Source organism: Corynebacterium sp. HMSC077D03 (assembly GCF_001808545.1).
Classification (GTDB): domain Bacteria; phylum Actinomycetota; class Actinomycetes; order Mycobacteriales; family Mycobacteriaceae; genus Corynebacterium; species Corynebacterium simulans.
Genome location: NZ_KV793688.1, coordinates 64754 through 85426, shown reverse-complemented (window position 1 = coordinate 85426; position 20673 = coordinate 64754). Strand labels below are relative to the sequence as shown.

Sequence of the window (20673 nt, the reverse complement as noted above, 5' to 3'; positions counted from 1 at the left end):
GATTAATCCCCAGAAATTAGTTCGTCGCGGTTTAATTTGCCTGCCAGAGACTTGGCCACGGTGAATGGAACCCACAGCATTTGCAGCATGATCAGCTTGAAGAACAAGCTGACCACGAAGATTCCGTCCATGGAATCAAGAAAGCGGGTTCCAAGAGCAATAGCGCCGCAGGCCACGAACATGAACATGGAAGAAAACAAGGCGAGCTTAAGTCCATCTTCGCGGGCCTCTATATGAAGTTGCAGCATGTACTCGTCGAGTTCGATAGTGGGTAGGTCGGCGGAGTCGATAGTCTTGCGTAGCTTGGACACGCCGAAGCCGGTTACACAGCTACCCAAGCAGGCCAGCATGAAGGACGTGAAATCGTCCCAGAACTGCAGCGGGATGGATAAGACGATGATTGCAAGCCCGACGTCGGCGAGGCGTATGAGGCGGTTGCGATTTGTGACGCGAGCTTTAGCAGCTGTGGTTGCCATGAGCGGTTAGTCCTTTCGATAGATCTCGGTGGATAGCGGCTGGAATTCGGTGCGCGAGAAGACGGCTTCGACAGGGAGGCCGAATACTTCGCAGATGCTGAATGCGAGGTCGAGGCTGGGAGAGTGATCGCCACGCTCAAGGGCGCCGATGCTTTGGGGGTTGACCCCGACGGCGTCGGCAAGCTGGGCGCGCGACATGTCCCTCTCGACTCGGAGCAACCGAACCCTATTGAAAATTGGGGAAGACGGCTTTTTCTTTGGGGACATAAACCAAAGTGTTGCATAAACCCAACACTTTGTCAAGAAATCTGAGGCTTTGTTAGCATAGACGGCATGCGCTCCGCCCTTCCTCCAGACATGCATCCGGTCTCCCGGAAGCTGACCACAGCTCGCTATATTCACCACCTGAGCTGGTCGGCAGGCTTTGCTATCGCTTTCGCGGTTGCGGGATACTTCGCCAGCTCATTTTGGTACTGGTTCGCCGGAGCCTGGGGAGTGTGGTTCGTTTACTTGCTCTGGCTTATCCCCGCGCAGGTGGCGAATATGGGGTGGAAGGAGACTGACGATGAGCTGGTGATTACCTGCGGCAAGCTGTGGTACCGCCTGACCATTGTTCCGTTCGGCCGCATCCAGTTCGTGGACGTCTCCGCCGGCCCCATCGAGCGGTCCTTGGGGCTGAAAAGGGTGAAGATTCACACGGCGTCGACAAGCTCAGATGCGAAAATTGCAGGCCTTTTAGCCGCTGACGCCGATGCATTGCGCGAGCGCCTCGCCGTGAAGGCACGCGAGAGGATGAGCGGACTGTGAACGGACGGCACCGGCTGGGCAAGGACCGCGCCCCAGTTGATAGGGAAGGCTATCGCCGTGTGCACCGGCTGACGCCGCTGCTGCGCTTTTGGTCGGTTATCTTCGCGTTTCTGGCCATTTGCGTGCTCAACTTCAACTTGGAGATGCTCTCCGACATCGCGGCCTACCTGCGCGGCGGGCACTGGAGTGACATTGGCCTTGGAACGCTCGCGGGGCTCGGCGGCTTCGTCGTGGTCTGCCTGGGCATTTGGTATGTCTCCGCCATCTGGTGGCGCAAGCTGGGCTATAAGCTCGGCCCCGATGAGGTGGCGCTGCGCCACGGCGTGATTTCCACGTCTTTTCGCTCCGCACGCTATGACCGCATTCAGGCTGTCGACGTGGTGGAGTCCGTCATCGCGCGGTTATTTGGTCTGGCTGCAGTGCGCGTGGAAACAGCCGGCGGCACGGCCTCTGTCATTGAGATTTCCTTTCTGCGCAGGCAAGAGGCCATGGCGTTGCGCGAGGAGCTTCTGACCCACGTGCATAGCCGTTCGGCGGGGTCGGAGGCTGCCGGTTCCGAGGCGGTCGGGCAGGTAGCTCCGGCGGAAGAGCAGGGCTGGCAGCTGATTCCAGAAATCCCCGTTGGTCGCACGCTGGCGGCGGAGGCGCTGCGTTTGCCCACGCTGATTGCGGTTGTAGTCATGGCGATTTTCCTCGCTCTGCCGGATTTCCGCGCCGCCACGGTGCCCATCGTGGTGGGCTTTATGCCCAATATTTGGAATCTCATCGATACCTCGTGGCGCTTCCAATCCCGCTACGACGGCCACGATGAGGTACTCAACATCTCCTACGGCTTGGCTGACCGCCGCCGCCAGACCATCCGCCGTTCGCGCATTCACGCGGTGCGGGTTACCCAGCCGCTGCTGTGGCGCATGTTTGGCTGGTACGAGGTGCAGGTTTCCGTGGCCGGGTACGGCGCGGTGGGCGGCGGCAAGCAGTCGGGCTCCACGCGCATCTTGCCGGTGGGCACGCGGGAGCAGGCGCTGCGCGTTCTAGAGCTGGTCTCTGATCTTGATGCCGCGCAGATCGAGCACTACGCCCAGCCAGAGGGGCACACCCACCCCACCTATGTTTCCCCGCGTAAGGCCTGGTTGGCCTCGCCGGTGGATGTGCGTCAGCAGGCGGTCACGTTGGTGGGCGAGGACGTCGCCGTTGTGCATTCAGGAAGACTGTCGCGTCGGGTGATGGTCGTGGGCACTCCGCATATCCAGGAACTGACGGTCCAAGCCGGCCCGCTCAATCAGCTGCTGGGCGTGCAAAACATCCGCTTCGATCTGGTCCGCGGCCCCGTGGGCATGGCGGGAAAGCAGCTCGCGCTTGCCGACGCCGCCGAGCTTCTCACCCGCCTGCGGCAACGCCAACTGCCTTCGATGGAGCACGAGGCTACGATGCCGGCGCCGGGCGAGGCCGGCGCAGACTAAGCAAGACCGGCCCGCGCTTTCGTCCGAGGTTGGCGGAGGCTGTGCCGCAGTGGGCTGCAGCAGCACAGGAACCGCATCCGCTGGTGGGGCAGGAGTTGAGCGCTTCGGCGTTTAGCTCCCCGGTGGAAAGCAAATGCGAAATCACAAGATTGACCGTGCCGATTTCAAGGCCCGTTACGTGCGCGATTCCGGCGCGGGTGGTGGTGCCGGAGGAAATCGCGTCCTTTACCTGAACAATGGGCGAGGTCATAGCAGCCTCAAGAGCTGGAAGACGGCGACGGCCAGCGCCCAAGCGGTGAATAGTTGCACCGCGAAACCGAAGAGTGTCCAGCGCCAGCCAATCTCCCGTTTCTGGGCAGCCAGCGTTGCCACGCACGGGGTATAGGCGAGCAGGAAGAGCATATACGCCCACACTGCAGCGTTCGTATTTCCGTCGGAGGCTGCGGCGAAGTCGGCGCGCACCTTCTCGCTTAAGGGGCTCGATGCCTGTTCTTCGGGTGCGGCGTCGGTGACGTCGTCTACTGCGTAGGTCTGCGACCACGTGGAAATCAGCGCTTCCTTGGCCACGAACCCCGTCACTAGCGGGCCCGCGAGCGACCAAGAATCAAAGCCCGCCGGGGCAAAGGCCGGAGCGATGCTGCGCGAGATAGCGCCATAAGCTGAATCCTCAGGAGCTGGCGACTTGTAGTCAGACAGGGAAACCCCACCAGCGCCTACGGGAATCGCCATGAGCAGCCAGATGACCACCACCGTGGAGACGATGATGCCGCCGGCAGTCTGCAGAAATCCCTTCAGCCTCGTCCACATCACCGACATGGCGAGGCGGAAGGTGGGAAGTTGGTACGTCGGAAGATCGATGACCAGCGGGTCCTGCGGCACAGCCCGCCACAACGTGCCGCGCAGCACCAATCCCACCAGAATAAGCAGAGCGATGGAGATGACGTACATACAAAAAACGACGCTGCCGGCATGACCTGGGAAGAAGGTCTCCGCCAGCATCACGAAGACCACCAACCGGGCAGAGCAGGAGGTAAACGGGATAAGCAGCGAGGTCATGATGCGATGCCGCGGCGAACCCAGCACGCGGGTCGCAGCAATGGCAGGAACGTTGCAGCCAAAGCCTACAACTATAGGTAAAAATGCCTTGCCTGGCAGGCCGATGGCGCGCATGAAACGGTCCGTAACCACTGCCGCGCGGGCCATATAGCCAGAATCCTCCAGCACGGCCAGGCACAAAAACATCAGCGCCATCAGGGGTGCAAAGGTAAGGACCATGCCGACGCCGCCAATAAGGCCGTCGACAAGCAAGCCCTCTACCAGCGGATGGTGAAGGCCGACTGCCTCCAGCAGGTGGCGCGCTGCATCAGAGATGGGCCCTGAGACCAGCGCCTCCAAGCCGTCTTGCAGAGGAGCGGCCACCGTGGTGGTTATCTGAAAGACAAGCCACATCACCGCGAGGAAAAGCAATGGGCCCGCTACCGGGTGCAGCGCTACCGCATCTAGGCGCTGCGAACGCGTGACCGGCTGGGACTGCGTGTGCACCGCTGCTTTGGTGGCGGCGTCGAGATCCGCAAAGCGGGCGTCGATGCTGGCGTCTTCGCGCAGGACCTGTGGCTCCTTAGTGAGGGAAACCTGCACCGTCTCACGCAGGCGCTCCAATCCTTCCCGCCTGCGGCCATCCACACAGACCACCGGGATTCCCGTGGCCCTCGCGAGCGCATCGGCATCCACCTGTAAGCCCTGGTCTTGTGCCACGTCCAGCTTGGTCAGCGCGATGCTGAGCCGGTAGGGAAGCTCTGCGAGCTGAAACGCCAAGTTGAGCCCGCGCGCAACCGCAGTCGCGTCGACCACGACGATGACGTGATCGGGGCGCTCGGCAGGGGCGGCGTCGTAAAGCATGGTGCGCGTGAGCGCCTCATCCGGGCTGAGCGGATCCAAAGAATAGCTGCCGGGGAAGTCAATGAGATCGGCAACCTCGGCCGGGCAACACGAATGCGCAATATTCCATGCGCCGCGGCTGACCTCCACGGTCGTGCCCGGCCAGTTGCCGGTCTGCACCTTCGAACCGGTTAGCGCATTAAAAAGCGTAGACTTGCCGGAGTTCGGAGCACCCACCATGGCGATGATGGCAGCGCCCGCGGGAGCCAGCGCCCCGCCCGGATTTCCATGGCAGCTGGGCGTTACAGCACTCATCACTAAACCCCGATTGATTGCAGCGTCTGGCGGTCAATGGCGTAGCGGCAGGAGCCAACCGCGACGATGCGCGCGCCACCTGCCACATGCGCGCCGACGGTTAGGCATGCTCCCGGGCGGATGCCCAGCTCGCCCAAGCGGCGGGCCATGGCCGGATTATGCACGCAATCCAGGCATTCGGGGCGCAGGGTAACAGTAGAACCGACAGGCAGGGAGTAGGCCGAGTTGTGGGAGGTCGACTCGCCTGAGCGTACGTGCAAAGGCAACATGACTAGGCATCCTTTCAAATTCGGTTATAAAGTTACCCTAACCGAATTATGGTTTACCTAATCGTTGTGACAATTGTCCTAGACAGCGCCCTTAAACCCCAGCTGGCGCCAAGCCTCATACACGGCTGTCGACGCCGCGTTAGACAGGTTCATCGAACGGCGCGCCGGGACCATCGGGATGCGCACTTGCTCGGTGATACGTGGGTGATTAAGATGCTCTGGCGGCAAGCCGGTGGGCTCGGTGCCAAAGAGTAGGACATCGCCTTCTTGGAACTCGACGTCCGTGAACCACTTATCGGTATGCGTGCTAAAAGCAAACACGCGCGCGCCGGGCAGTGCATCCATGCAGGCGTCGAAGTCCTTGTGGATGTGCAGGTCAGCAAGGTCGTGGTAGTCCAGGCCGGCGCGCTTTAGGTGCTTGTCATCGAAGTTGAATCCGAGCGGTTCGATGAGATGCAGGGACGCTCCAGTGACGGCGGCGGTGCGGATTGCGTTGCCGGTATTGGTGGGGATCACGGGATTATCAAAGACGATGTGCAGCTGGCTCATGGGCATAAGTCTAGGATGGAGCGCATGAGCGCAACCAAACTAGATGGCAAGTTGTACCGTGACGAGATCTTTGCGGATCTGAAAACCCGCGTCGAGGCCCTCAAGGAAAAGGGCATCCAGCCTGGCCTGGCCACCGTGCTGGTGGGCGATGACCCGGGCTCGCACTCCTACGTGAAGATGAAACACCGCGACTGCGAACAGCTGGGAATCAACTCCATCCGCAAGGACCTTCCGGCGGATATTAGCCAGGAGGAGCTGGAAAAGGTCATCGACGAGCTAAACGAAGACGACGGCTGCACCGGCTACATCGTGCAGCTGCCGCTGCCTAAGCACCTGGATGAAAACAAGATCCTGGCCAAGATTGATCCGGAAAAAGACGCCGATGGCCTGCACCCGGTCAACCTGGGCAAGCTGGTTTTGAACGAGGATGCCCCGCTGCCGTGCACCCCGAATGGTTGCATTCACCTGCTGCGTCGCTTTGGCGTGGAGCTGGATGGAGCGAAGGTCGTCGTCATCGGCCGTGGTGTGACTGTTGGCCGTCCGATCGGCTTGATGCTTACCCGCCGCAGTGAAAATTCCACCGTTACGCTCTGCCACACCGGTACCAAGGACTTGGCTGCCGAGACGCGCGCTGCCGACGTCATCATCGCAGCGGCCGGCAAGGCACATATGCTCAACGCAGACATGATCAAGGAAGGCGCCGCGGTTCTCGACGTCGGAGTTTCCCGCGTTGATGGCAAGTTGGCTGGCGACGTCGCACCAGACGTCTGGGACAAGGCCGGCTTCGTCTCGCCGAACCCGGGCGGTGTCGGCCCGCTGACCCGCGCATTCCTGGTGTCTAACATCGTGGAGCGCGCAGAAAAGCTGGCGGGCCAGCAGTAGATGGCCCCGGAGCTAAACCTCGATAACCCGCACGACGCCAACCTGCGGCCCTCCCGCCTACCAGCGTCCGTGCAGTGGGCGGCCGTGGGGCTATTTTGTGCCGCCGTTGCGCTTTCTGCGGTTTTCGCGATTTCCGAGCACTGGCGCCGCGCCACGGTAGTCCTTGGTGCAGGCCTGCTTTGGCTTTCGTTGGTGCGGCTTAGCTGTGACTCGAAAATCGTCGGCATCCTCGCGGTCCGATCGCGCCGTTTTGATGCGTGCTTTAGCGGCGTTATTGGTGCCGTGATGGTGTTTTTGTCGGTTTCAGTCGATGCGTTGGGGTCTTAGATGTAGTACTCGCTGCCGCTAAACGCCGTTTCCAACTCCAGTCCGTCAGGTGCCGAGAGCGTAAGGAAGTTACGCAAGATTCGGTCCATCTGGCGGGCTTCGGCCAAGAAAGCATCGTGGCCGACGGGGGAGACGATTTTCGCCATGGCCAGCAGGTTGCCAATGTTGCGCGAGATATGTTCCTGCTGGTGATACGGGTAGAGGATGTCCGTGTCCACGCCGACTACCATCGTGGGAACAGTCGATGTTGCTAGCGCTTTGTTGAGGCCGCCGCGGTCGCGGCCGACGTCGTGGCGGTTGAGCGCCTCCGTCAGCGTTACATAGGAGCCGGCGTCGAAGCGGCGGGCGAGTTTTTCTCCCTGATAGTCCAAGTAGGAGTTGACCGCGAAACGCTGGTTCCCCGCGCGGTAAGGCCCGAGCGGATCCTCGCCGCGTTGTGCCTGGACGCCGAAGCGCTCGTCGATTTCCTGTTCGCCGCGGTAGGTGAGGTGGGCAATCCGGCGCGCGGCGGCGAGCCCTTCGCGAGGCGTTTTGCCGCTTGCGTAGTAATCCCCGCCGTGCCAGAACGGGTCGCGCTCAATGGCAGAAATCTGTGCGGATTGAATGCCAATCTGCCAGCCCGAAGCCCGCGCTGATACCGCAATGACGCAGGCCGCGGTTATGGATTCCGGGTACAGCAGCGTCCACTCCAGTGTGCGCGCCCCGCCCATGGAGCCACCGATGATGGCATGGACCTGGGTGATTCCGAGGACTTCTAGGAATTGCCTTTCCGCTCTCACCAAATCTCGAATCGATAGCGCGGGGAAGCGCGAACCCCAGGCACGGCCGTCGTCGGGATGCGCGCTGGCGGGCCCAGTGGAACCAGCACAGCCGCCCAGCGCATTGGTGGCGATCACGCACCATTTCCGCGTATCCAAAGCCTTGCCTGGGCCCAGCAGGTCGGCCCACCAGTCGGCCACGTTGGAATCGCCGGTCACCGCATGCTCGATGAGCAGCACGTTATTCTTGCCGTGCGGGTCACCGGCGAATTTGCCCCACCGTTGATACGCGATACGCACCTCGGGAATTTCAGCGCCTGCTTCAGTACGCAGCTTGCCGACGCCGACTTCTTCGAGCTCACCTTCACAAGCCAAGTTGGGCACAGTCATGGCGACTTCTTGATTAGATGGCCGCGAAGCCGCGCTCGAGGTCAGCGATGATGTCGTTGATTGCTTCGATACCAACGGAGAGGCGAATCGTGGCTTGGGTGATGCCAGCTACTCGCAGCCCCTCCTCGTTGGATTGCGAGTGGGTGGTGGTAGCCGGATGCACCACAAGCGAGCGGGTATCACCGATGTTGGCCAGATTGGAATGCAGCTTGAGGGAATCGATGAACTTCCAGGCGGTTTCTGTGGCCGCTGCGGGTTCGCCTGACTCGGTGGCCACTTCGAAAGAAAGTACCGAACCGGTGTATTGGTAGCCGAGCCTTTCCTTGGTGGTCTTATACGGGCTCGAGTCGAGGCCGGCGTAATTGACCTTGGCCGCCTTCGGATGCGCCTCGAGGAATTCCGCAACTGCCTGGGCATTTTCGTTGTGGCGCTGCACGCGCAGCTCCAAAGTTTCCAGCCCGGTTAAGGTCAGCCAAGCGTTGAAAGGCGAGACTGCGGCGCCCGTATCGCGGAGGATGCCAGCGCGGGCGCGCAGTGCGAAAGCCGGTTCGCCGAGGTCTGCGAAGCGCAGGCCATGGTAACTTTCGTCGGGTTCGGTGAAGAACGGAAACACCGGCTTGCCGTCGCGCTGAACGGTCCAGTCAAAGGTGCCGCCGTCGACGATGACGCCACCGATGGCCGAGCCCGAGCCGGAATAGAATTTGGTGGTGGAGGCGACGACGACGTCCGCGCCGAGCTCTAACGGGCGCGCCAGTGCCGCGGTAGCGATGGTGTTGTCCACAATCAGCGGCACCTGGTTTGCATGCGCTACCTCAGCGATTGCCGGAATATCCAGCACATCTGCCACCGGGTTGCCGAAGGTCTCTCCATAAAAAGCCTTGGTATTTCCGCGCACAGCGCACTGCCATGACTGCGGATCATCGGGTTCCTCGACCAGAGTTACTTCAATGCCGAGACGGTGCAGCGTATGGGTAAAAAGGCTATTCGTTCCGCCATAGAGGCGAGGGGAGGCCACGATGTGGTCGCCCGCGCCAGCCAGCGTTTCGATGGCGGCGGTTTCTGCCGCCTGGCCAGAGGCAAAGGCGACTGCGGCTACGCCGCCTTCGAGCGCCGCTAGACGACGCTCGAGTGCGTCCACCGTGGGATTTGTCAGCCGGGTGTAGATGGGGCCGGCGTCGGCAAGCGCAAAGCGAGCGGCGGCATGCTCGGCCGAATCAAAGACGTAGGAGGTGGTTTGGTAAATCGGAATGTTGCGAGAGTTGGTGGAGCCGTCGAGATCCTGGCCTACGTGCAGGCAGCGGGTAGCGAGGGCGAGGTTTTCTAAGTTGCTGGTGTCGTATTTTGTAGCCATGAGCAAAGACTAGACCAAGCGGTTCATAATGGGCATGGATGTGGAGAAAATTTGACGTTTGCCCAGCAAGTGAAATGAATAAAAACAGACAAAGCGGTCGGCAGGTAGCCGACCGCTAGTCGCGGTGTGAGTTTAGCGCGTGTCTATTTTTGGGAGCCCGCGCGCTGATGGATGAGGTACCAGCCGCCTAGGATTCCGCCGAAGAGTAGTAAGGCAGCCGCAATGAAGACCATTGCGACCGTGACGGTTTGGTGTGGGTCGTTCAGAAAAATCATCGAAACAATCGCCGCAAGGAAGATGGCGGCAAAGAGGGTGATTAGCCAGTTGCGCTTGGTGTGCTCTGCGAAAGTCATGCTTAAAATAATACGACAAAATCCGAATTAAACAACTTTTGAGGTTGGGGTTGGTGGCGTTAACCTCTATGTACTCTGATTTTTGCAGTGCTTTGCGAATGGTGATCGAATTAACATCGTTGGGAAATCGCTTTAAAGATAAAGCAAATCGGGAGGTGCGGTCGACGTGCATTATTGCGTTTTACTTGGGGAGATATAAAAATTAGCTGAAAGTCAGCAATGGGGGAATGGTCTAGCTATTGGCGGATGTCAACCTTCCGTATGACCGCCTTTGGGGAAGGTGGGCGCGCGCCCAGCTATTTAACTCTAGTTTTTCCGTCCATAATCGGTGTGGGTGCCTTCTGACTCGGGACACCTTGGCGCGCAGCCTAAGCGTCAGCACATTGAGAAGACAGGAAAATATATGTCCACCACTACTAGCCACGAGGACCGCCGCAAGCCGGTCCTTAAGCTCAGCAGCGTGTGGGTGCAGGGCGTCGCCCTAGTCATGATCTTTGGCTTTCTAGTCATGGGTTTTTTGGCGTACCGCACTTACAACGCGTCTATGCCTCTTCCGGAAAAGATTGTTTCCGAAACCACCGGTGAGACCATCCTGACCAAGGATGAGATTCTGAACGGTCAGGCTCTCTACCAAACCCGCGGCCTGCAGCAATACGGCTCCGTCATGGGCCACGGCGCCTACTTAGGCCCTGACTACACGGCGGAATACCTCCGCATGTCTTTGGATAAGGCACGCGAGCTTAACGACGCCAACGGTTATCCCGATTTCATCTCCCCGGACGCGACTCCAGAAGAAGCAGTCCAGCAGGAGTTCCGCACCAACCGCTACGACGAAGCAACTGGTGTACTGAAGTGGACCGATAACCAAATCGCTGCTTTCGAGTCCAACAAGGACTACTACGCGAAGTACTTTGGCGAAGACTCTCATAACAAGGGACTTCCATCTGAGTTCATTACAGACAAAAAGCAGATCAACAACCTTGTTGGTTTCTTCGGTTGGACTGCATGGGCTTCTGCGGCAGAGCGCCCGGGCCACGATTACTCCTATACCAACAACTGGCCGGCTGAGCCACGCGTGGATAACGGCCCGACCGCAGACCTCGTGGTCTGGTCTGTGCTCTCGCTCATCGCGCTGATCGGCGGCACCGGCCTTATCTTCGCGATTTATGGCCGTTGGTCTAAGTCCATTGGTTGGCACGCAGAAGAGGCGCCAAACCTCGACTTCACCCAGCCGGGCGAGGTAGGTCTTACCAAGTCGCAGAAGGTCGTGGCATGGTTTGTCCTTGTCATCGCATTGCTCTTCCTCATCCAGGCGCTCCTGGGTGCAGCCTCACAGCACTACCGCACGGAGCTAACCGGCTTCTTCGGTATCCCATTGCAGGAGATCCTGCCGTATAACGTCTCGCGTACTTGGCACCTCCAGCTGTCGCTGCTATGGACTGCAGGCGGCCTGCTTGCTGCCGGTATTTTCTTGGCCTCTTTCGTGGGCAAGAAGGAACCGAAGAAGCAGCACTGGCTGGTTTGGTTCCTGCTCGGTGCCATCGCGTTTGTGGTCTTTGGCTCCATGGCCTTCGAGTGGCTGTCCACCATGGGCTACATCAAGGAAGGCACCCTGTTCTCCCAGCAGTGGGAGTTCCTTGACCTGCCGCGCTTCTTCCAGATTCTGCTCACTGTGGGCATGTTTGTCTGGATTGGCATCATCTTCCGCCAGCTGCGCGGCCGCCTGAAGTACGAACACAAGTCCAATATGCCGTGGCTGTTCTTCTACGCCGGCATCGCCATCCCTGCTTTCTATGCAGTGGGTAACCTGGCTGGTTCCGAGACCCATATCTCTGTTGCCGAGTTCTGGCGCTTCTGGGTCGTCCACCTGTGGGTGGAGGACTTCCTCGAGCTGTTTACCACCGTGATGGTGGCCTATGTCTTCGTGCTTCTCGGCGTCATCCGCGAAAAGATCGCCCTCGGCATCATCTTCTTGGACATTATTTTGTACTCCACCGGTGGCGTTTTGGGCACTATGCACCACCTGTACTTCTCCGGTACCCCGGTTGAGCACATGGCACTTGGCGCTTTCTTCTCTGCTGCCGAGGTCGTGCCGCTGACCCTGCTGACCGTTGAGGCTTGGACCTTCATGCAGCTCGGTTCCCGTCAGCGCGCCTCCGGCGAACGCCCATTCCCACACCGCTGGGCAGTTATGTTCCTGGTTGCAGTTGGCTTCTGGAACTTCTTGGGCGCCGGCGTCTTCGGCTTCCTAGTCAACCTGCCGATCGTCTCTTATTACGAGATCGGTACCGCGCTGACCGCAAACCACGCACACGGCGCAATGATGGGCGTATACGGCTTCCTGGCCGTCGGCCTGTCCGTGTTCGCGCTGCGCTACCTTATCCCGAAGGAAAAGTGGTCCGATAAGGCCATGGCCTGGTCATTCTGGCTGCAAAACATCGGCCTTTTGTGGATGGTCGTTATCTCCTTGCTGCCACTTGGTGTCATGCAGCTTTACGAATCCGTGGCCACCGGCTACGTCGAGGCCCGTTCCCTCGGCTATATCACCGAGCCCGGTAACTTCATCATGGAGTGGCTGCGCATGCCTGGCGACGTCATGTTCTTAGCCGGCATCATCCCGTTCCTGTGGATGGCGCTCAAGGGCGTGCTGTTTAACAAGGAAATCCCGACCATCGAAGAGCACCCGAAGGATCCGCTGTTTAGCATCATCGCGCCTGACGACGACGACCACGCCGGCGAGGTGCCCGTCGCGGGCGCTGCCTCCAGCGTCGGCCTTGTCTCCGGCGGAAAGGGTCGTGTGGATACCCGCGACGGCGCGCACAGCACCGGACGCGTGGCAGGCCGCCGCTATGGCTACATCGACGAGCGTGGTGCCTTCGTTGAAGAACAAGCCCCGGACTCGGGCCGCGGCGATTCTGCTGCTTCTGGCCCACAGGACCCAGAGTTCGAATCGCGCACCAAGTGGGGCGGAACCTACCGCTCCGACAAGCGGGCGGACGGTAATCCTGGCCAGAAAAGGTCAAATCAGAATAAACCGGATCAGAAGAAGTAGGGACACATAATGCAAGCTCCAGGAATCTTTACCCTCCTGGCGGTGTGCTACGGCCTGTTTCTGCTGGTCGTAGCGTGGGGCTTTGATGCAATGGCGAAGCAAACCGCCAACCGCACCATGGCTAACCGCGCTGGCACTTTCCGCTACTTGGAGGAACACGACGCCTGGCAGTGCCCTGAAGATCAGTGGCTTTGGCCGTCGAGCTTTGACCCGGAAAACCGCGTCATGCGTTACCGCGCCAACCCCACGGTGTGCAATACCTGTCCAGTAAAGGATGCCTGCACGGTCTCCCACCATGGCAGGGAAGTCACCCGGCAGCTCGACCCATGGCCACACTCCGACTCTGGTCGTTTCCACCGCGGAATTGCCCTCGCGGTGGCCGCTATGGGCTACCTGCTCCCGCTGTCGTCCCTAATTACCAACCACTCGCTGTCCGAGGTGCTTATCACCCTTGCCACCGTCTTGGTGATTACCGGTCTTGGTGTCTATCCGTTGGCACGCCACCTGTGGAATACGCCATCGAATGCGCCGCAGATCGTCGTCCCCGAAATGGACAACCGTGAAGCCGAGCTGGCCGCCCAAATCGACCGCTATGGTTCGAAGTACGGCAAGTCCAGCCGTTATCGCTCGGAACGCAAGAAGGAAGAAGCTAGCTAATGTCAGCACTCGTTTTCTGGCCGATCGTCATCGGCATCATCGTCGCGCTCATCATCGTCTTTTTGATGTACTCGCTGAAAGTCATCAAACAGTACGAGCGCGGAGTGGCCTTCCGATTCGGCCATCTGCGTCCGCTCATGGAGCCGGGCCTGCATTTCATGTGGCCGGGCATCGATAAGCTCGAGCGCGTGGACCAGCGTGTGGTGACACTTACCATCCCGCCGCAGGAAATCATTACCAAGGACAACGTCTCCGTGCGCGTGAACGCCGTGGTCATGTTCGAGGTGACGGATTCGCTCAAGGCCGTGCTGGAAGTGGAAAACTATGCCGTCGCTACGTCGCAAATCGCGCAGACGACTCTGCGTAGCCTGTTGGGCCGCGCGGATCTCGATGATCTCCTCGCGCACCGCGAAGAACTCAACGAGGATCTTGCGAATATCATCAACGGCCAGACCGAGCGCTGGGGCGTAATCACCCGCATCGTGGAGATCAAGGACGTGGAAATCCCAGAAATGATGCAGCGTGCCCTTGCCCGCGAGGCAGAAGCCGAGCGTGAGCGTCGCGCCAAGGTCATCTCCGCACACGGCGAGTTGCAGTCTTCCCGCGAGCTGCGAGAAGCCGCGGAGGAGCTGGGTAAGGCTCCTGCGGCTTTGCAGCTTCGTTACCTGCAGACGGTGCTGGAGTTAGGCGCAGACCAGAACTCCACCATCGTCTTCCCACTGCCGATGGACATCATGGGTGGCTTCATGGATAACCTCGGCACCTTCTCGAAGGGATTTAAGGATTTCAACGAGAACTTCTCGCAGCTAGCCGGCGCTAAAAAGGCTGAGGATAAGTAACGTCCTAGGCAGCCGCAGTAAACCGTTAGCGCAGCAACTAAAGGGTCACGTTCTATGCGTGGCCCTTTCGGCTTTTCCTGCACGCGGCTCAGTGCCGCCAGGCATGCTCGTAGGCAGGTTGGCTGCGCACGCGCATGAGTGCGCAATCAGCGCGAGTTACTACCCATTAAAGAGATGCGGCTTCTGCGACCGCAGCGAGTGCTAACGCCAATTCCAAGTCGCTGAGGTGGCCAAAGCCCAATACGACTCCGTTTGGTGCTTTCTCTCCGCCCCAGTAATCAGCTAGTGCAGTAAGTCCGATTCCCTGTTCCGCTGCCCGTGTGACCACCGCTGCCGCTGGGCGTTCGCAGAGCAACACAGCGTGCAGACCACCGCGAATTGGTAGCAGCTCGACGCCAGGTAGCGTGCGGAAGGTGGCGGTGACTAGGTCACGGCGGCGTCGGTAAGCGCGGCGCATTTTGCCGGTGTGACGGCGCAGCGCACCGCTGGCCATAAACCCCGCCAACGCATCTTGGGTAATAGAGCTCACGGGCTGCCCAAAAAGCTGACGCTGCTGTACAAGCGGCTCGCGCAGGTGCTCCGGGACGACGAGATATCCACAAGCGATGGTCGGGGAGATTACCGAGCTAAACGTGCCCAACAGCGCCGTGTGCTCGGGCTCGAGGGCAGTCAGCGCGGGCAAAGGTTGGCCTACGTAGCGCAGTTCGGAGTCGAAATCGTCCTCAATGATGAGTACCCCCGTCTCCCGTGCCCACCGCACCAGCTCCGTTCGACGAGTAGCCGAGAGGGAATCGCCGTACGGATATTGATGGCTCGGAGTGACGATGAGCGCATCTAGGTCCGTTAGCGGAACACGCACACCCTCTGAATCGGTAGGTACTTCCACGAGGGTATGGCCTAAAGCCTCCGGTACCTTGCGCAGACTGGGATAACCCGGCGATTCCACGCCAATACGCAGCTGCTTAGCGACGCTCCGCAATAACAACGCAAGCCCCTCACGCGCACCGGCGGTGACGAGGATGCGATCCGGATCTACCGCAAGGCCGCGCATGTGGCGGAGGTGGTGACCGATTTCTTGGGTTAGAAGGGGAGCGTTGGCAAGCGCGGCGGCGTTGCGCCAGGCAGCACGCCATTCGGGGGTGATGAGGCTCGTTGTATCGGGTAGGCCGGGGGTTAGCTCCACCCGGTTGAGGGGCGGTGGGGTGTGCGATTTAGGGGCGGTCGCGGGGGCTTTGGTGGGGTGGAGGCGAGGATTGATGCGGGTCCCGGAGCCTGTGCTTGCGACGAGGTAGCCCTCGGCGATGAGTTGATCGAAAGCGGTTACCACAGTTCCGCGCGAGACGCCTAGCTGCGCCGATAAGGTACGGGTTGAATCTATCTGCTCGCCTGGCAGCAGTGCGCCAGTGGCAACCATCTCGCGGATGGCTGCCGCAATCTGCACTGGCAGCGTCCGCGAATCGTCCGGGTCGAGGCCTAAATTCATATCCTCATCTTAAAGTGGTCTAATCCAAATGGCCTAGATTGGACCTTGTTGTGGACCACTTTATGCGGTTCGATGATTCGCATGGCTGAAAACAAGACTGAAAATACTTCCAAGATTGCAACCACCCGCGTCAAGCGCGGCCTCGCGGATATGCTTAAAGGCGGCGTCATCATGGACGTCGTTACCCCGGAACAGGCAAAGATCGCCGAAGATGCTGGTGCTGCCGCCGTCATGGCCTTGGAGCGTGTGCCAGCGGATATTCGCGCGCAGGGCGGCGTCGCTCGTATGTCGGATCCGGACCTTATTGAGGGAATCGTCGATGCGGTTTCCATCCCGGTGATGGCAAAGTCTCGTATTGGCCACTTCGTTGAAGCTCAGATCCTGGCTGAGCTCGGTGTGGACTTTATTGACGAGTCCGAGGTTCTATCTCCGGCCGATTACGTCAACCACATCAACAAGTGGGACTTCGATGTGCCTTTCGTCTGCGGTGCTACCAACCTGGGTGAAGCGCTGCGCCGTATCACTGAGGGTGCTGCCATGATTCGTTCCAAGGGCGAAGCCGGCACCGGCGACGTCTCCGAGGCAGTAAAGCACCTGCGTACCATTCGTGGCGAGATTGCCCGCCTGCAGCACCTGGATCGCGATGAGCTGTATGTCGCAGCCAAGGAGTTGCAGGCTCCGTACGACCTTGTCGCAGAGGTGGCAGAGACAGGCAAGCTGCCGGTCGTGCTCTTCGTTGCCGGTGGTGTCGCAACGCCTGCCGACGCCGCACTCGTCCGTCAGATGGGCGCCGAGGGCGTCTTCGTCGGCTCCGGTATCTTCAAGTCTGGCAATCCGGCTGCTCGCGCGGAGGCCATCGTTAAGGCGGCCACGCTGTATGACCAGCCGGCTGAGCTGGCGAAGATTTCCCGCGGTCTCGGCGAGGCGATGGTAGGCATCAACGTAGCTGACGTTCCGGCTCCGCACCGTTTGGCTGAACGTGGCTGGTAAGACTGGCAAAGCGCTGACGATTGGCGTGCTGGCCTTGCAAGGCGGCGTCGAGGAACACGTTGCGATTCTGGAATCTCTCGGCGCACACGTAACCCGCGTGCGCTTGCCCCGGGATTTGGATGGCCTTGATGGCATCGTGTTTCCAGGCGGCGAGTCTTCCACCATCGACCGCCTTGCTCGCGCCTTCGAGCTTGCGCAGCCGCTTCGCGACGCCATCCGTGCCGGCCTGCCCGTCCTCGCCACCTGCGCCGGACTGATTTACTCTGCCCGTGAACTGGAGAATCCGGCGCCTGGGCAACAGAGCCTCGGTGTGCTTGACGTCGTCGTGCGCCGCAATGGATTCGGTAACCAGCGCTTCTCTGAAGAGCGCACTGTGCCCGTGCGCTTGGATGAGGAGGATCTGGCTGTGGAGGCGTCTTTCATCCGCGCGCCTGTTGTTACCTCGCATGGCGCAGGGGTGGAAGTAATTGCCACCGTTCCTGAGAGGGACGGAACTCCAGTTGTCGTGGGAGTACGGGAAGACAACGTCATCGCTTTGAGCTTCCATCCAGAAGAAAATGGCGATGACCGCATCCACGCGCGGTGGTTGGCAGGCTTAAGCGTGTAGCTTTAAACCGCCAGATAGCTGCGAATTTGACCATCCTGGGTGCCAAGGCGTTGTGCCTGGTAGAAGGCCTGGGTAGCTTGATGGCTATGAGCCTTAAGACATACCTTGCAGCACTCAGCCGAGGCGTTGACCTCGTCGCTGAGTGCGAAGGCATGTCTGCCGCACAGCTGATTTCTTTAGGTGCCACGTCTGCTGATGCCGCCGAGCTTCTGGCGCTCCACAGCACCTATTTTGGGCCGACGTCGTTTAGCAAGAAGCAACGCACCGCCGTTGCACACGCGCGAAACCAGCAGCATAGCCTGAGCACCCTGCGGCGCATCGAACATTTTGTTTCGCGAGTTAAGAAGAAAGTAGCGGCGTGGAATTTGCGCGTCGAACTCTGCGCGGCGGCGTCGCCAGAGGTAGAAAGGCTCGCGCGCCAACGCCTCAAGGAGATGCAGCCGCCGCGGGTAGCATCTGAACGTGCTACTTTGCGCCAGCACCCCAATGGTCTGGCCACGCTGACCGTCACTGGTTCTTCGATGGGAATTACGGATGTATTCAAAGGCATCGATCAGTCTCGCCCTGGCGCGAGCTTCTTGGAGTCGCAGTCCGAGGGCGGAGTGCGCACGCAGGCTACCACGATGGTGGTAGTCCACCTCGAGGATTATTGCGAGCTGCGGCGCGGTAATGGTCGCGGTGATGGCGATGTTATTTTGCGCACTACCTCCGGTGCCACAATGACTGGTGCGGAGTATCTTGAGCGCACCTTTTCCGGCGAGGGATTCGTTACCCTGATTAGCCGCGAGGAAGGGCCGGTGGATCTATACCGCATGTCGCGCTTTGCCTCGACGAAGCAGCGAAAGATGCTGTCGGCAGAAAACCCCACCTGCGCCTGGCCGGATTGCAAAGTTCCGGCTGAGCGTTGCCAGATACACCACATCGAGCCTTGGGTAAACGGTGGCGAAACCAACGTTTCAAATATGGTTCCACTGTGTTCCTATCACAACGGTGTAAACGGCGATGACCCGAATGCGCCTCCCGAACGCGGGCGCATGCTCCGCATCGGTGGGCGGGTGGCATGGCAGCCACCGTACGAAGCTCCGCCTACCTTCGTTACCTAGCAGTAACCCAGCTGTAGTTGCCAGAACTGGCGCAATCGCTTAGGCGATTGCGCCTACACGCATGCCTTAAGCACCAGCGAGGCCGCGGCGCTTGAGCAGCGGCTCGACGTCCTTGTCTCGGCCACGCAGTTCGCGGTAGGTTTCGGCGAAATCGCGCGATGCGCCCTTGGACAAGATGAGCTTCCGGAACTTCTCGCCAGCTGCACGAGCTTGCTCGTCCGAGTCACCGGCGCCTTCTTCCTTGAACCAAGAAAATCCGTCGGCGTCGAGGACCTCGGCCCAGAGGTAGGAGTAATAGCCTGCAGAGTATCCGCCGGCGAAGATGTGGTTGAAGTACTGGGAACGGTAGCGCGGCGCGATAAGCGGGTTGTTCAGCCCGGCCTTGGCTAGGGCTTGCTTCTCGAACTGCGCAACCTCCGCCGCCTTGAGATCTGCGGTTTCGTCAAATGAAAGCGAGTGCCACGCCAAGTCCACAATAGAGGCCGCTAGGTATTCCACCGTGGCAAAGCCCTGGCCGAACTCGCTGGCTTCCGAAACTGCCTGCAAGAGTGTATCGGGGATGACTTCGCCGGTATCCACGTGGCGGGCGTAACGCTTCACCAGTGCTGGCTCCAATGCCCAGTTCTCATTAATCTGCGAGGGAAACTCGACCCAGTCGCGGGGGACGTTTGTACCTGCGAAAGTGGGATATCGGACATCCGAGAGTAAACCATGCAGCGCATGGCCAAACTCGTGGAAGACGGTGCGCAGCTCGTCCAAACTCAGCAGCGGCTGTGAACCATCGGCCGGCTTGGTAATTCCCATGACGTTCACGATCACCGGTTTGCGCTCAAGCAGACCTGCCTGACCCACAAACTCGCTCATCCATGCCCCGCCGCGTTTGGTGGGGCGGCCGAAGTAATCAGTGACAAACAGGCCGATGCCATTGTCCTTGTCCGCTGCGGGATCCTGGCCCTCGTCGAAGACCTCCCACACGCGCACGCCCTCAGCATATCCCTCCAAGTCATCACGCGGGACAACCACGATGCCGTAAAGACGATTTGCAGCAGCGAATACGCCTTCCTCCAAGACCTGTTCGAGGGGGAAGTACTTGCGTAGTTCTTCCTCGTCCAGCGAAAAATCGCGAGCACGCACCTGCGACTCCCAATACGGCCAATCCGCTGCGCCAAAGTCCTCATCGCGCAGGCTCGCTGCCTCGGCGAACAACTTCTGTTCGCCTTCTGCGTTGGCCTCAGCCGCAGGTGCTAGTTGGAAGAGCATATCGCGAGCTGCCTGGGCATTTCCTGCAGTTTCCTCAGAGATGACGTAGTCCGCATGCGAGGCAAAACCCAAAAGTTCTGCGCGTTCGGCACGCAGCTGCACCGCCTCGATGAGACCTTCTGCGTTTCCTTCGCCGCGGCGAGCAGACGCCTCATAAAGCTTCGCACGAGCCTCCGGCTGCACGAGACGGGCCTGCTCCGATTGCACAGTTGGCAGCTCTAGAGGAATTACGAAGCCTTCACGACCCAGAGCTTTTGCATCCGCGCTCGCAGAGGCCTTCCGCTCCTCCGGCAGGCCTTCCAACTCCTGTTCCGTGAGCTCCACCGCGAGTTTTCGGGTTGATTTCATCAGCGTGCGGCCGAATTCCTCAGACAGAGTCGAAAGACGCTGATTGATTTCCGAAAGCCGGGCCTTGCTTGCGGAATCTAAGTCCGCGCCTTTGCGAGCAAACGTACGCAGCAAATGAGCATATAGACGCTGGGATTCCTCATCCTTGGGCACGTCTACGCCCACTTCCTTCAAACGGGCGTAGAGAACCGCATTTTGATAGATCGCATCTTGATGGGCGGAAAGCTCTGGCCACAGCTGCGAACCGATGGCCTCCATACCGTCGGTGATATCGGTTCCGGAGAGATTCGCAAAGACAGCAATGACGCGTTCCAGGTCTTGTCCGGAGCTCTCTAGTGCCTCGACGGTGTTTTCCCACGTCGGGTCGGCGGGATTATCTACGATGGCGGCGATTTCGGCATCGTGAAGCTGAAGAGCCTCGTGAAATGCTGGGAGGAAGTGCTTTTCTTTAATCTCGGCAAAAGGTGGCAATTGGTAGGGCAGAGTAGACGGAGAAAGCAGTGGATTATTCATAAGTGA

Annotated in this window: 21 protein-coding genes; 10 read left to right on the top strand and 11 right to left on the bottom strand. The window is 59.8% G+C overall.

The window, feature by feature from the left end; translation table 11 throughout:
• Positions 1 to 2: 2 nt before the first annotated feature.
• A complete protein-coding gene (locus HMPREF2888_RS05480; protein ID WP_070518489.1) occupies positions 3 to 476 on the bottom strand; it encodes a hypothetical protein in 474 nt (157 codons plus the stop codon).
• 6 nt (positions 477 to 482) lie between these two features.
• Entirely contained in the window at positions 483 to 743 is a 261-nt protein-coding gene (locus HMPREF2888_RS05475) for a helix-turn-helix transcriptional regulator (RefSeq protein ID WP_061920672.1), read from the bottom strand.
• Between the two features lie 90 nt (positions 744 to 833).
• On the opposite strand from HMPREF2888_RS05475, the gene HMPREF2888_RS05470 reads away from it, so the two are divergent.
• Together HMPREF2888_RS05470 and HMPREF2888_RS05465 are read left to right on the top strand one after the other, a co-directional pair.
• Positions 834 to 1283 carry a PH domain-containing protein gene (locus HMPREF2888_RS05470; RefSeq protein ID WP_070518535.1) on the top strand — a complete coding sequence of 150 codons (450 nt, stop codon included), beginning with the start codon at positions 834 to 836 and terminating at the stop codon, positions 1281 to 1283.
• Complete coding sequence (locus HMPREF2888_RS05465) at positions 1280 to 2743, top strand: PH domain-containing protein (RefSeq protein WP_083296618.1); 1464 nt, start codon at positions 1280 to 1282, stop codon at positions 2741 to 2743. Before HMPREF2888_RS05470 ends, HMPREF2888_RS05465 begins: the two co-directional genes overlap by 4 nt.
• Here the strand turns inward: HMPREF2888_RS05465 and HMPREF2888_RS05460 are convergent.
• The 4 genes from HMPREF2888_RS05460 to HMPREF2888_RS05445 form a co-directional block, all read right to left on the bottom strand.
• On the bottom strand, positions 2706 to 2993 hold the full coding sequence (locus HMPREF2888_RS05460) for a hypothetical protein (protein ID WP_070518488.1): 288 nt from the start codon (positions 2991 to 2993) through the stop codon (positions 2706 to 2708). The two genes, HMPREF2888_RS05465 and HMPREF2888_RS05460, sit on opposite strands and share 38 nt — an antisense overlap.
• On the bottom strand, positions 2990 to 4936 hold the full coding sequence (gene feoB, locus HMPREF2888_RS05455; RefSeq protein ID WP_070518486.1) for a ferrous iron transport protein B: 1947 nt from the start codon (positions 4934 to 4936) through the stop codon (positions 2990 to 2992). The genes HMPREF2888_RS05460 and feoB overlap by 4 nt, the downstream gene beginning before the upstream one ends.
• Before the next feature lie 2 nt (positions 4937 to 4938).
• The gene (locus HMPREF2888_RS05450; RefSeq protein ID WP_061920677.1) at positions 4939 to 5205 is read right to left on the bottom strand and encodes a FeoA family protein; all 267 of its coding nucleotides are present in this window, start codon (positions 5203 to 5205) and stop codon (positions 4939 to 4941) included.
• A gap of 78 nt (positions 5206 to 5283) precedes the next feature.
• Positions 5284 to 5754 (bottom strand): tRNA (cytidine(34)-2'-O)-methyltransferase, encoded by a 471-nt coding sequence (locus HMPREF2888_RS05445; protein ID WP_061920678.1) that lies wholly within the window; start codon positions 5752 to 5754, stop codon positions 5284 to 5286.
• A gap of 24 nt (positions 5755 to 5778) precedes the next feature.
• Here HMPREF2888_RS05445 and HMPREF2888_RS05440 point away from each other — a divergent pair, with 24 nt between their 5' ends.
• Positions 5779 to 6636 carry a bifunctional methylenetetrahydrofolate dehydrogenase/methenyltetrahydrofolate cyclohydrolase gene (locus tag HMPREF2888_RS05440; RefSeq protein WP_061920681.1) on the top strand — a complete coding sequence of 286 codons (858 nt, stop codon included), beginning with the start codon at positions 5779 to 5781 and terminating at the stop codon, positions 6634 to 6636.
• Entirely contained in the window at positions 6637 to 6963 is a 327-nt protein-coding gene (locus HMPREF2888_RS05435; protein ID WP_061920683.1) for a DUF3017 domain-containing protein, read from the top strand.
• On the opposite strand, the gene HMPREF2888_RS05430 is transcribed toward HMPREF2888_RS05435, so the two are convergent.
• The 3 genes from HMPREF2888_RS05430 to HMPREF2888_RS05420 all read right to left on the bottom strand — a co-directional run bounded on the left by HMPREF2888_RS05430 (position 6960) and on the right by HMPREF2888_RS05420 (position 9815).
• Positions 6960 to 8111: a homoserine O-acetyltransferase MetX gene (locus HMPREF2888_RS05430; protein ID WP_062035792.1), complete on the bottom strand. Its 1152-nt coding sequence runs from the start codon at positions 8109 to 8111 to the stop codon at positions 6960 to 6962. The genes HMPREF2888_RS05435 and HMPREF2888_RS05430 overlap by 4 nt on opposite strands.
• A 13-nt stretch (positions 8112 to 8124) precedes the next feature.
• Entirely contained in the window at positions 8125 to 9462 is a 1338-nt protein-coding gene (locus tag HMPREF2888_RS05425) for an O-acetylhomoserine/O-acetylserine sulfhydrylase (protein ID WP_061920687.1), read from the bottom strand.
• Between the two features lie 143 nt (positions 9463 to 9605).
• Entirely contained in the window at positions 9606 to 9815 is a 210-nt protein-coding gene (locus tag HMPREF2888_RS05420) for a hypothetical protein (RefSeq protein ID WP_070518484.1), read from the bottom strand.
• Positions 9816 to 10218: 403 nt separating this feature from the next.
• On the opposite strand from HMPREF2888_RS05420, the gene HMPREF2888_RS05415 reads away from it, so the two are divergent.
• The 3 genes from HMPREF2888_RS05415 to HMPREF2888_RS05405 are packed head-to-tail and all read left to right on the top strand — an operon-like array spanning position 10219 to position 14363.
• Positions 10219 to 12867, top strand: a complete 2649-nt coding sequence (locus HMPREF2888_RS05415) for a nitric-oxide reductase large subunit (protein WP_070518483.1) — start codon at positions 10219 to 10221, stop codon at positions 12865 to 12867.
• A gap of 9 nt (positions 12868 to 12876) precedes the next feature.
• Positions 12877 to 13524 carry a hypothetical protein gene (locus HMPREF2888_RS05410; RefSeq protein ID WP_061920693.1) on the top strand — a complete coding sequence of 216 codons (648 nt, stop codon included), beginning with the start codon at positions 12877 to 12879 and terminating at the stop codon, positions 13522 to 13524.
• Complete coding sequence (locus HMPREF2888_RS05405; RefSeq protein ID WP_061920695.1) at positions 13524 to 14363, top strand: SPFH domain-containing protein; 840 nt, start codon at positions 13524 to 13526, stop codon at positions 14361 to 14363. Before HMPREF2888_RS05410 ends, HMPREF2888_RS05405 begins: the two co-directional genes overlap by 1 nt.
• A 166-nt stretch (positions 14364 to 14529) precedes the next feature.
• On the opposite strand, the gene HMPREF2888_RS05400 is transcribed toward HMPREF2888_RS05405, so the two are convergent.
• Positions 14530 to 15846: a MocR-like pyridoxine biosynthesis transcription factor PdxR gene (locus tag HMPREF2888_RS05400; RefSeq protein ID WP_070518481.1), complete on the bottom strand. Its 1317-nt coding sequence runs from the start codon at positions 15844 to 15846 to the stop codon at positions 14530 to 14532.
• An 81-nt stretch (positions 15847 to 15927) separates the two neighbouring features.
• Between HMPREF2888_RS05400 and pdxS the strand changes: the two genes are divergently transcribed.
• From pdxS to HMPREF2888_RS05385, 3 genes are all read left to right on the top strand, one after another.
• Positions 15928 to 16836 carry a pyridoxal 5'-phosphate synthase lyase subunit PdxS gene (gene pdxS / locus HMPREF2888_RS05395; protein ID WP_061920831.1) on the top strand — a complete coding sequence of 303 codons (909 nt, stop codon included), beginning with the start codon at positions 15928 to 15930 and terminating at the stop codon, positions 16834 to 16836.
• A 13-nt stretch (positions 16837 to 16849) separates the two neighbouring features.
• The gene (gene pdxT / locus HMPREF2888_RS05390) at positions 16850 to 17443 is read left to right on the top strand and encodes a pyridoxal 5'-phosphate synthase glutaminase subunit PdxT (RefSeq protein WP_082778550.1); all 594 of its coding nucleotides are present in this window, start codon (positions 16850 to 16852) and stop codon (positions 17441 to 17443) included.
• An 86-nt stretch (positions 17444 to 17529) separates the two neighbouring features.
• A complete protein-coding gene (locus HMPREF2888_RS05385) occupies positions 17530 to 18546 on the top strand; it encodes an HNH endonuclease signature motif containing protein (protein ID WP_061920833.1) in 1017 nt (338 codons plus the stop codon).
• A 66-nt stretch (positions 18547 to 18612) separates the two neighbouring features.
• On the opposite strand, the gene HMPREF2888_RS05380 is transcribed toward HMPREF2888_RS05385, so the two are convergent.
• Positions 18613 to 20667 carry a M3 family metallopeptidase gene (locus tag HMPREF2888_RS05380; protein WP_061920700.1) on the bottom strand — a complete coding sequence of 685 codons (2055 nt, stop codon included), beginning with the start codon at positions 20665 to 20667 and terminating at the stop codon, positions 18613 to 18615.
• Between the last annotated feature and the right edge of the window lie 6 nt (positions 20668 to 20673).

What these genes read in the sequence shown, in the direction of transcription:
- HMPREF2888_RS05480 (WP_070518489.1), bottom strand. Translation starts at nt 476, where the DNA reads ATGGCAACCACAGCTGCTAAAGCTCGCGTCACAAATCGCAACCGCCTC.
- HMPREF2888_RS05475 (WP_061920672.1), bottom strand. Translation starts at nt 743, where the DNA reads ATGTCCCCAAAGAAAAAGCCGTCTTCCCCAATTTTCAATAGGGTTCGG.
- HMPREF2888_RS05470 (WP_070518535.1), top strand. Translation starts at nt 834, where the DNA reads ATGCATCCGGTCTCCCGGAAGCTGACCACAGCTCGCTATATTCACCAC.
- HMPREF2888_RS05460 (WP_070518488.1), bottom strand. Translation starts at nt 2,993, where the DNA reads ATGACCTCGCCCATTGTTCAGGTAAAGGACGCGATTTCCTCCGGCACC.
- feoB (WP_070518486.1), bottom strand. Translation starts at nt 4,936, where the DNA reads ATGAGTGCTGTAACGCCCAGCTGCCATGGAAATCCGGGCGGGGCGCTG.
- HMPREF2888_RS05450 (WP_061920677.1), bottom strand. Translation starts at nt 5,205, where the DNA reads ATGTTGCCTTTGCACGTACGCTCAGGCGAGTCGACCTCCCACAACTCG.
- HMPREF2888_RS05445 (WP_061920678.1), bottom strand. Translation starts at nt 5,754, where the DNA reads ATGAGCCAGCTGCACATCGTCTTTGATAATCCCGTGATCCCCACCAAT.
- HMPREF2888_RS05440 (WP_061920681.1), top strand. Translation starts at nt 5,779, where the DNA reads ATGAGCGCAACCAAACTAGATGGCAAGTTGTACCGTGACGAGATCTTT.
- HMPREF2888_RS05435 (WP_061920683.1), top strand. Translation starts at nt 6,637, where the DNA reads ATGGCCCCGGAGCTAAACCTCGATAACCCGCACGACGCCAACCTGCGG.
- HMPREF2888_RS05430 (WP_062035792.1), bottom strand. Translation starts at nt 8,111, where the DNA reads ATGACTGTGCCCAACTTGGCTTGTGAAGGTGAGCTCGAAGAAGTCGGC.
- HMPREF2888_RS05425 (WP_061920687.1), bottom strand. Translation starts at nt 9,462, where the DNA reads ATGGCTACAAAATACGACACCAGCAACTTAGAAAACCTCGCCCTCGCT.
- HMPREF2888_RS05420 (WP_070518484.1), bottom strand. Translation starts at nt 9,815, where the DNA reads ATGACTTTCGCAGAGCACACCAAGCGCAACTGGCTAATCACCCTCTTT.
- HMPREF2888_RS05415 (WP_070518483.1), top strand. Translation starts at nt 10,219, where the DNA reads ATGTCCACCACTACTAGCCACGAGGACCGCCGCAAGCCGGTCCTTAAG.
- HMPREF2888_RS05410 (WP_061920693.1), top strand. Translation starts at nt 12,877, where the DNA reads ATGCAAGCTCCAGGAATCTTTACCCTCCTGGCGGTGTGCTACGGCCTG.
- HMPREF2888_RS05405 (WP_061920695.1), top strand. Translation starts at nt 13,524, where the DNA reads ATGTCAGCACTCGTTTTCTGGCCGATCGTCATCGGCATCATCGTCGCG.
- HMPREF2888_RS05400 (WP_070518481.1), bottom strand. Translation starts at nt 15,846, where the DNA reads ATGAATTTAGGCCTCGACCCGGACGATTCGCGGACGCTGCCAGTGCAG.
- pdxS (WP_061920831.1), top strand. Translation starts at nt 15,928, where the DNA reads ATGGCTGAAAACAAGACTGAAAATACTTCCAAGATTGCAACCACCCGC.
- HMPREF2888_RS05385 (WP_061920833.1), top strand. Translation starts at nt 17,530, where the DNA reads ATGAGCCTTAAGACATACCTTGCAGCACTCAGCCGAGGCGTTGACCTC.
- HMPREF2888_RS05380 (WP_061920700.1), bottom strand. Translation starts at nt 20,667, where the DNA reads ATGAATAATCCACTGCTTTCTCCGTCTACTCTGCCCTACCAATTGCCA.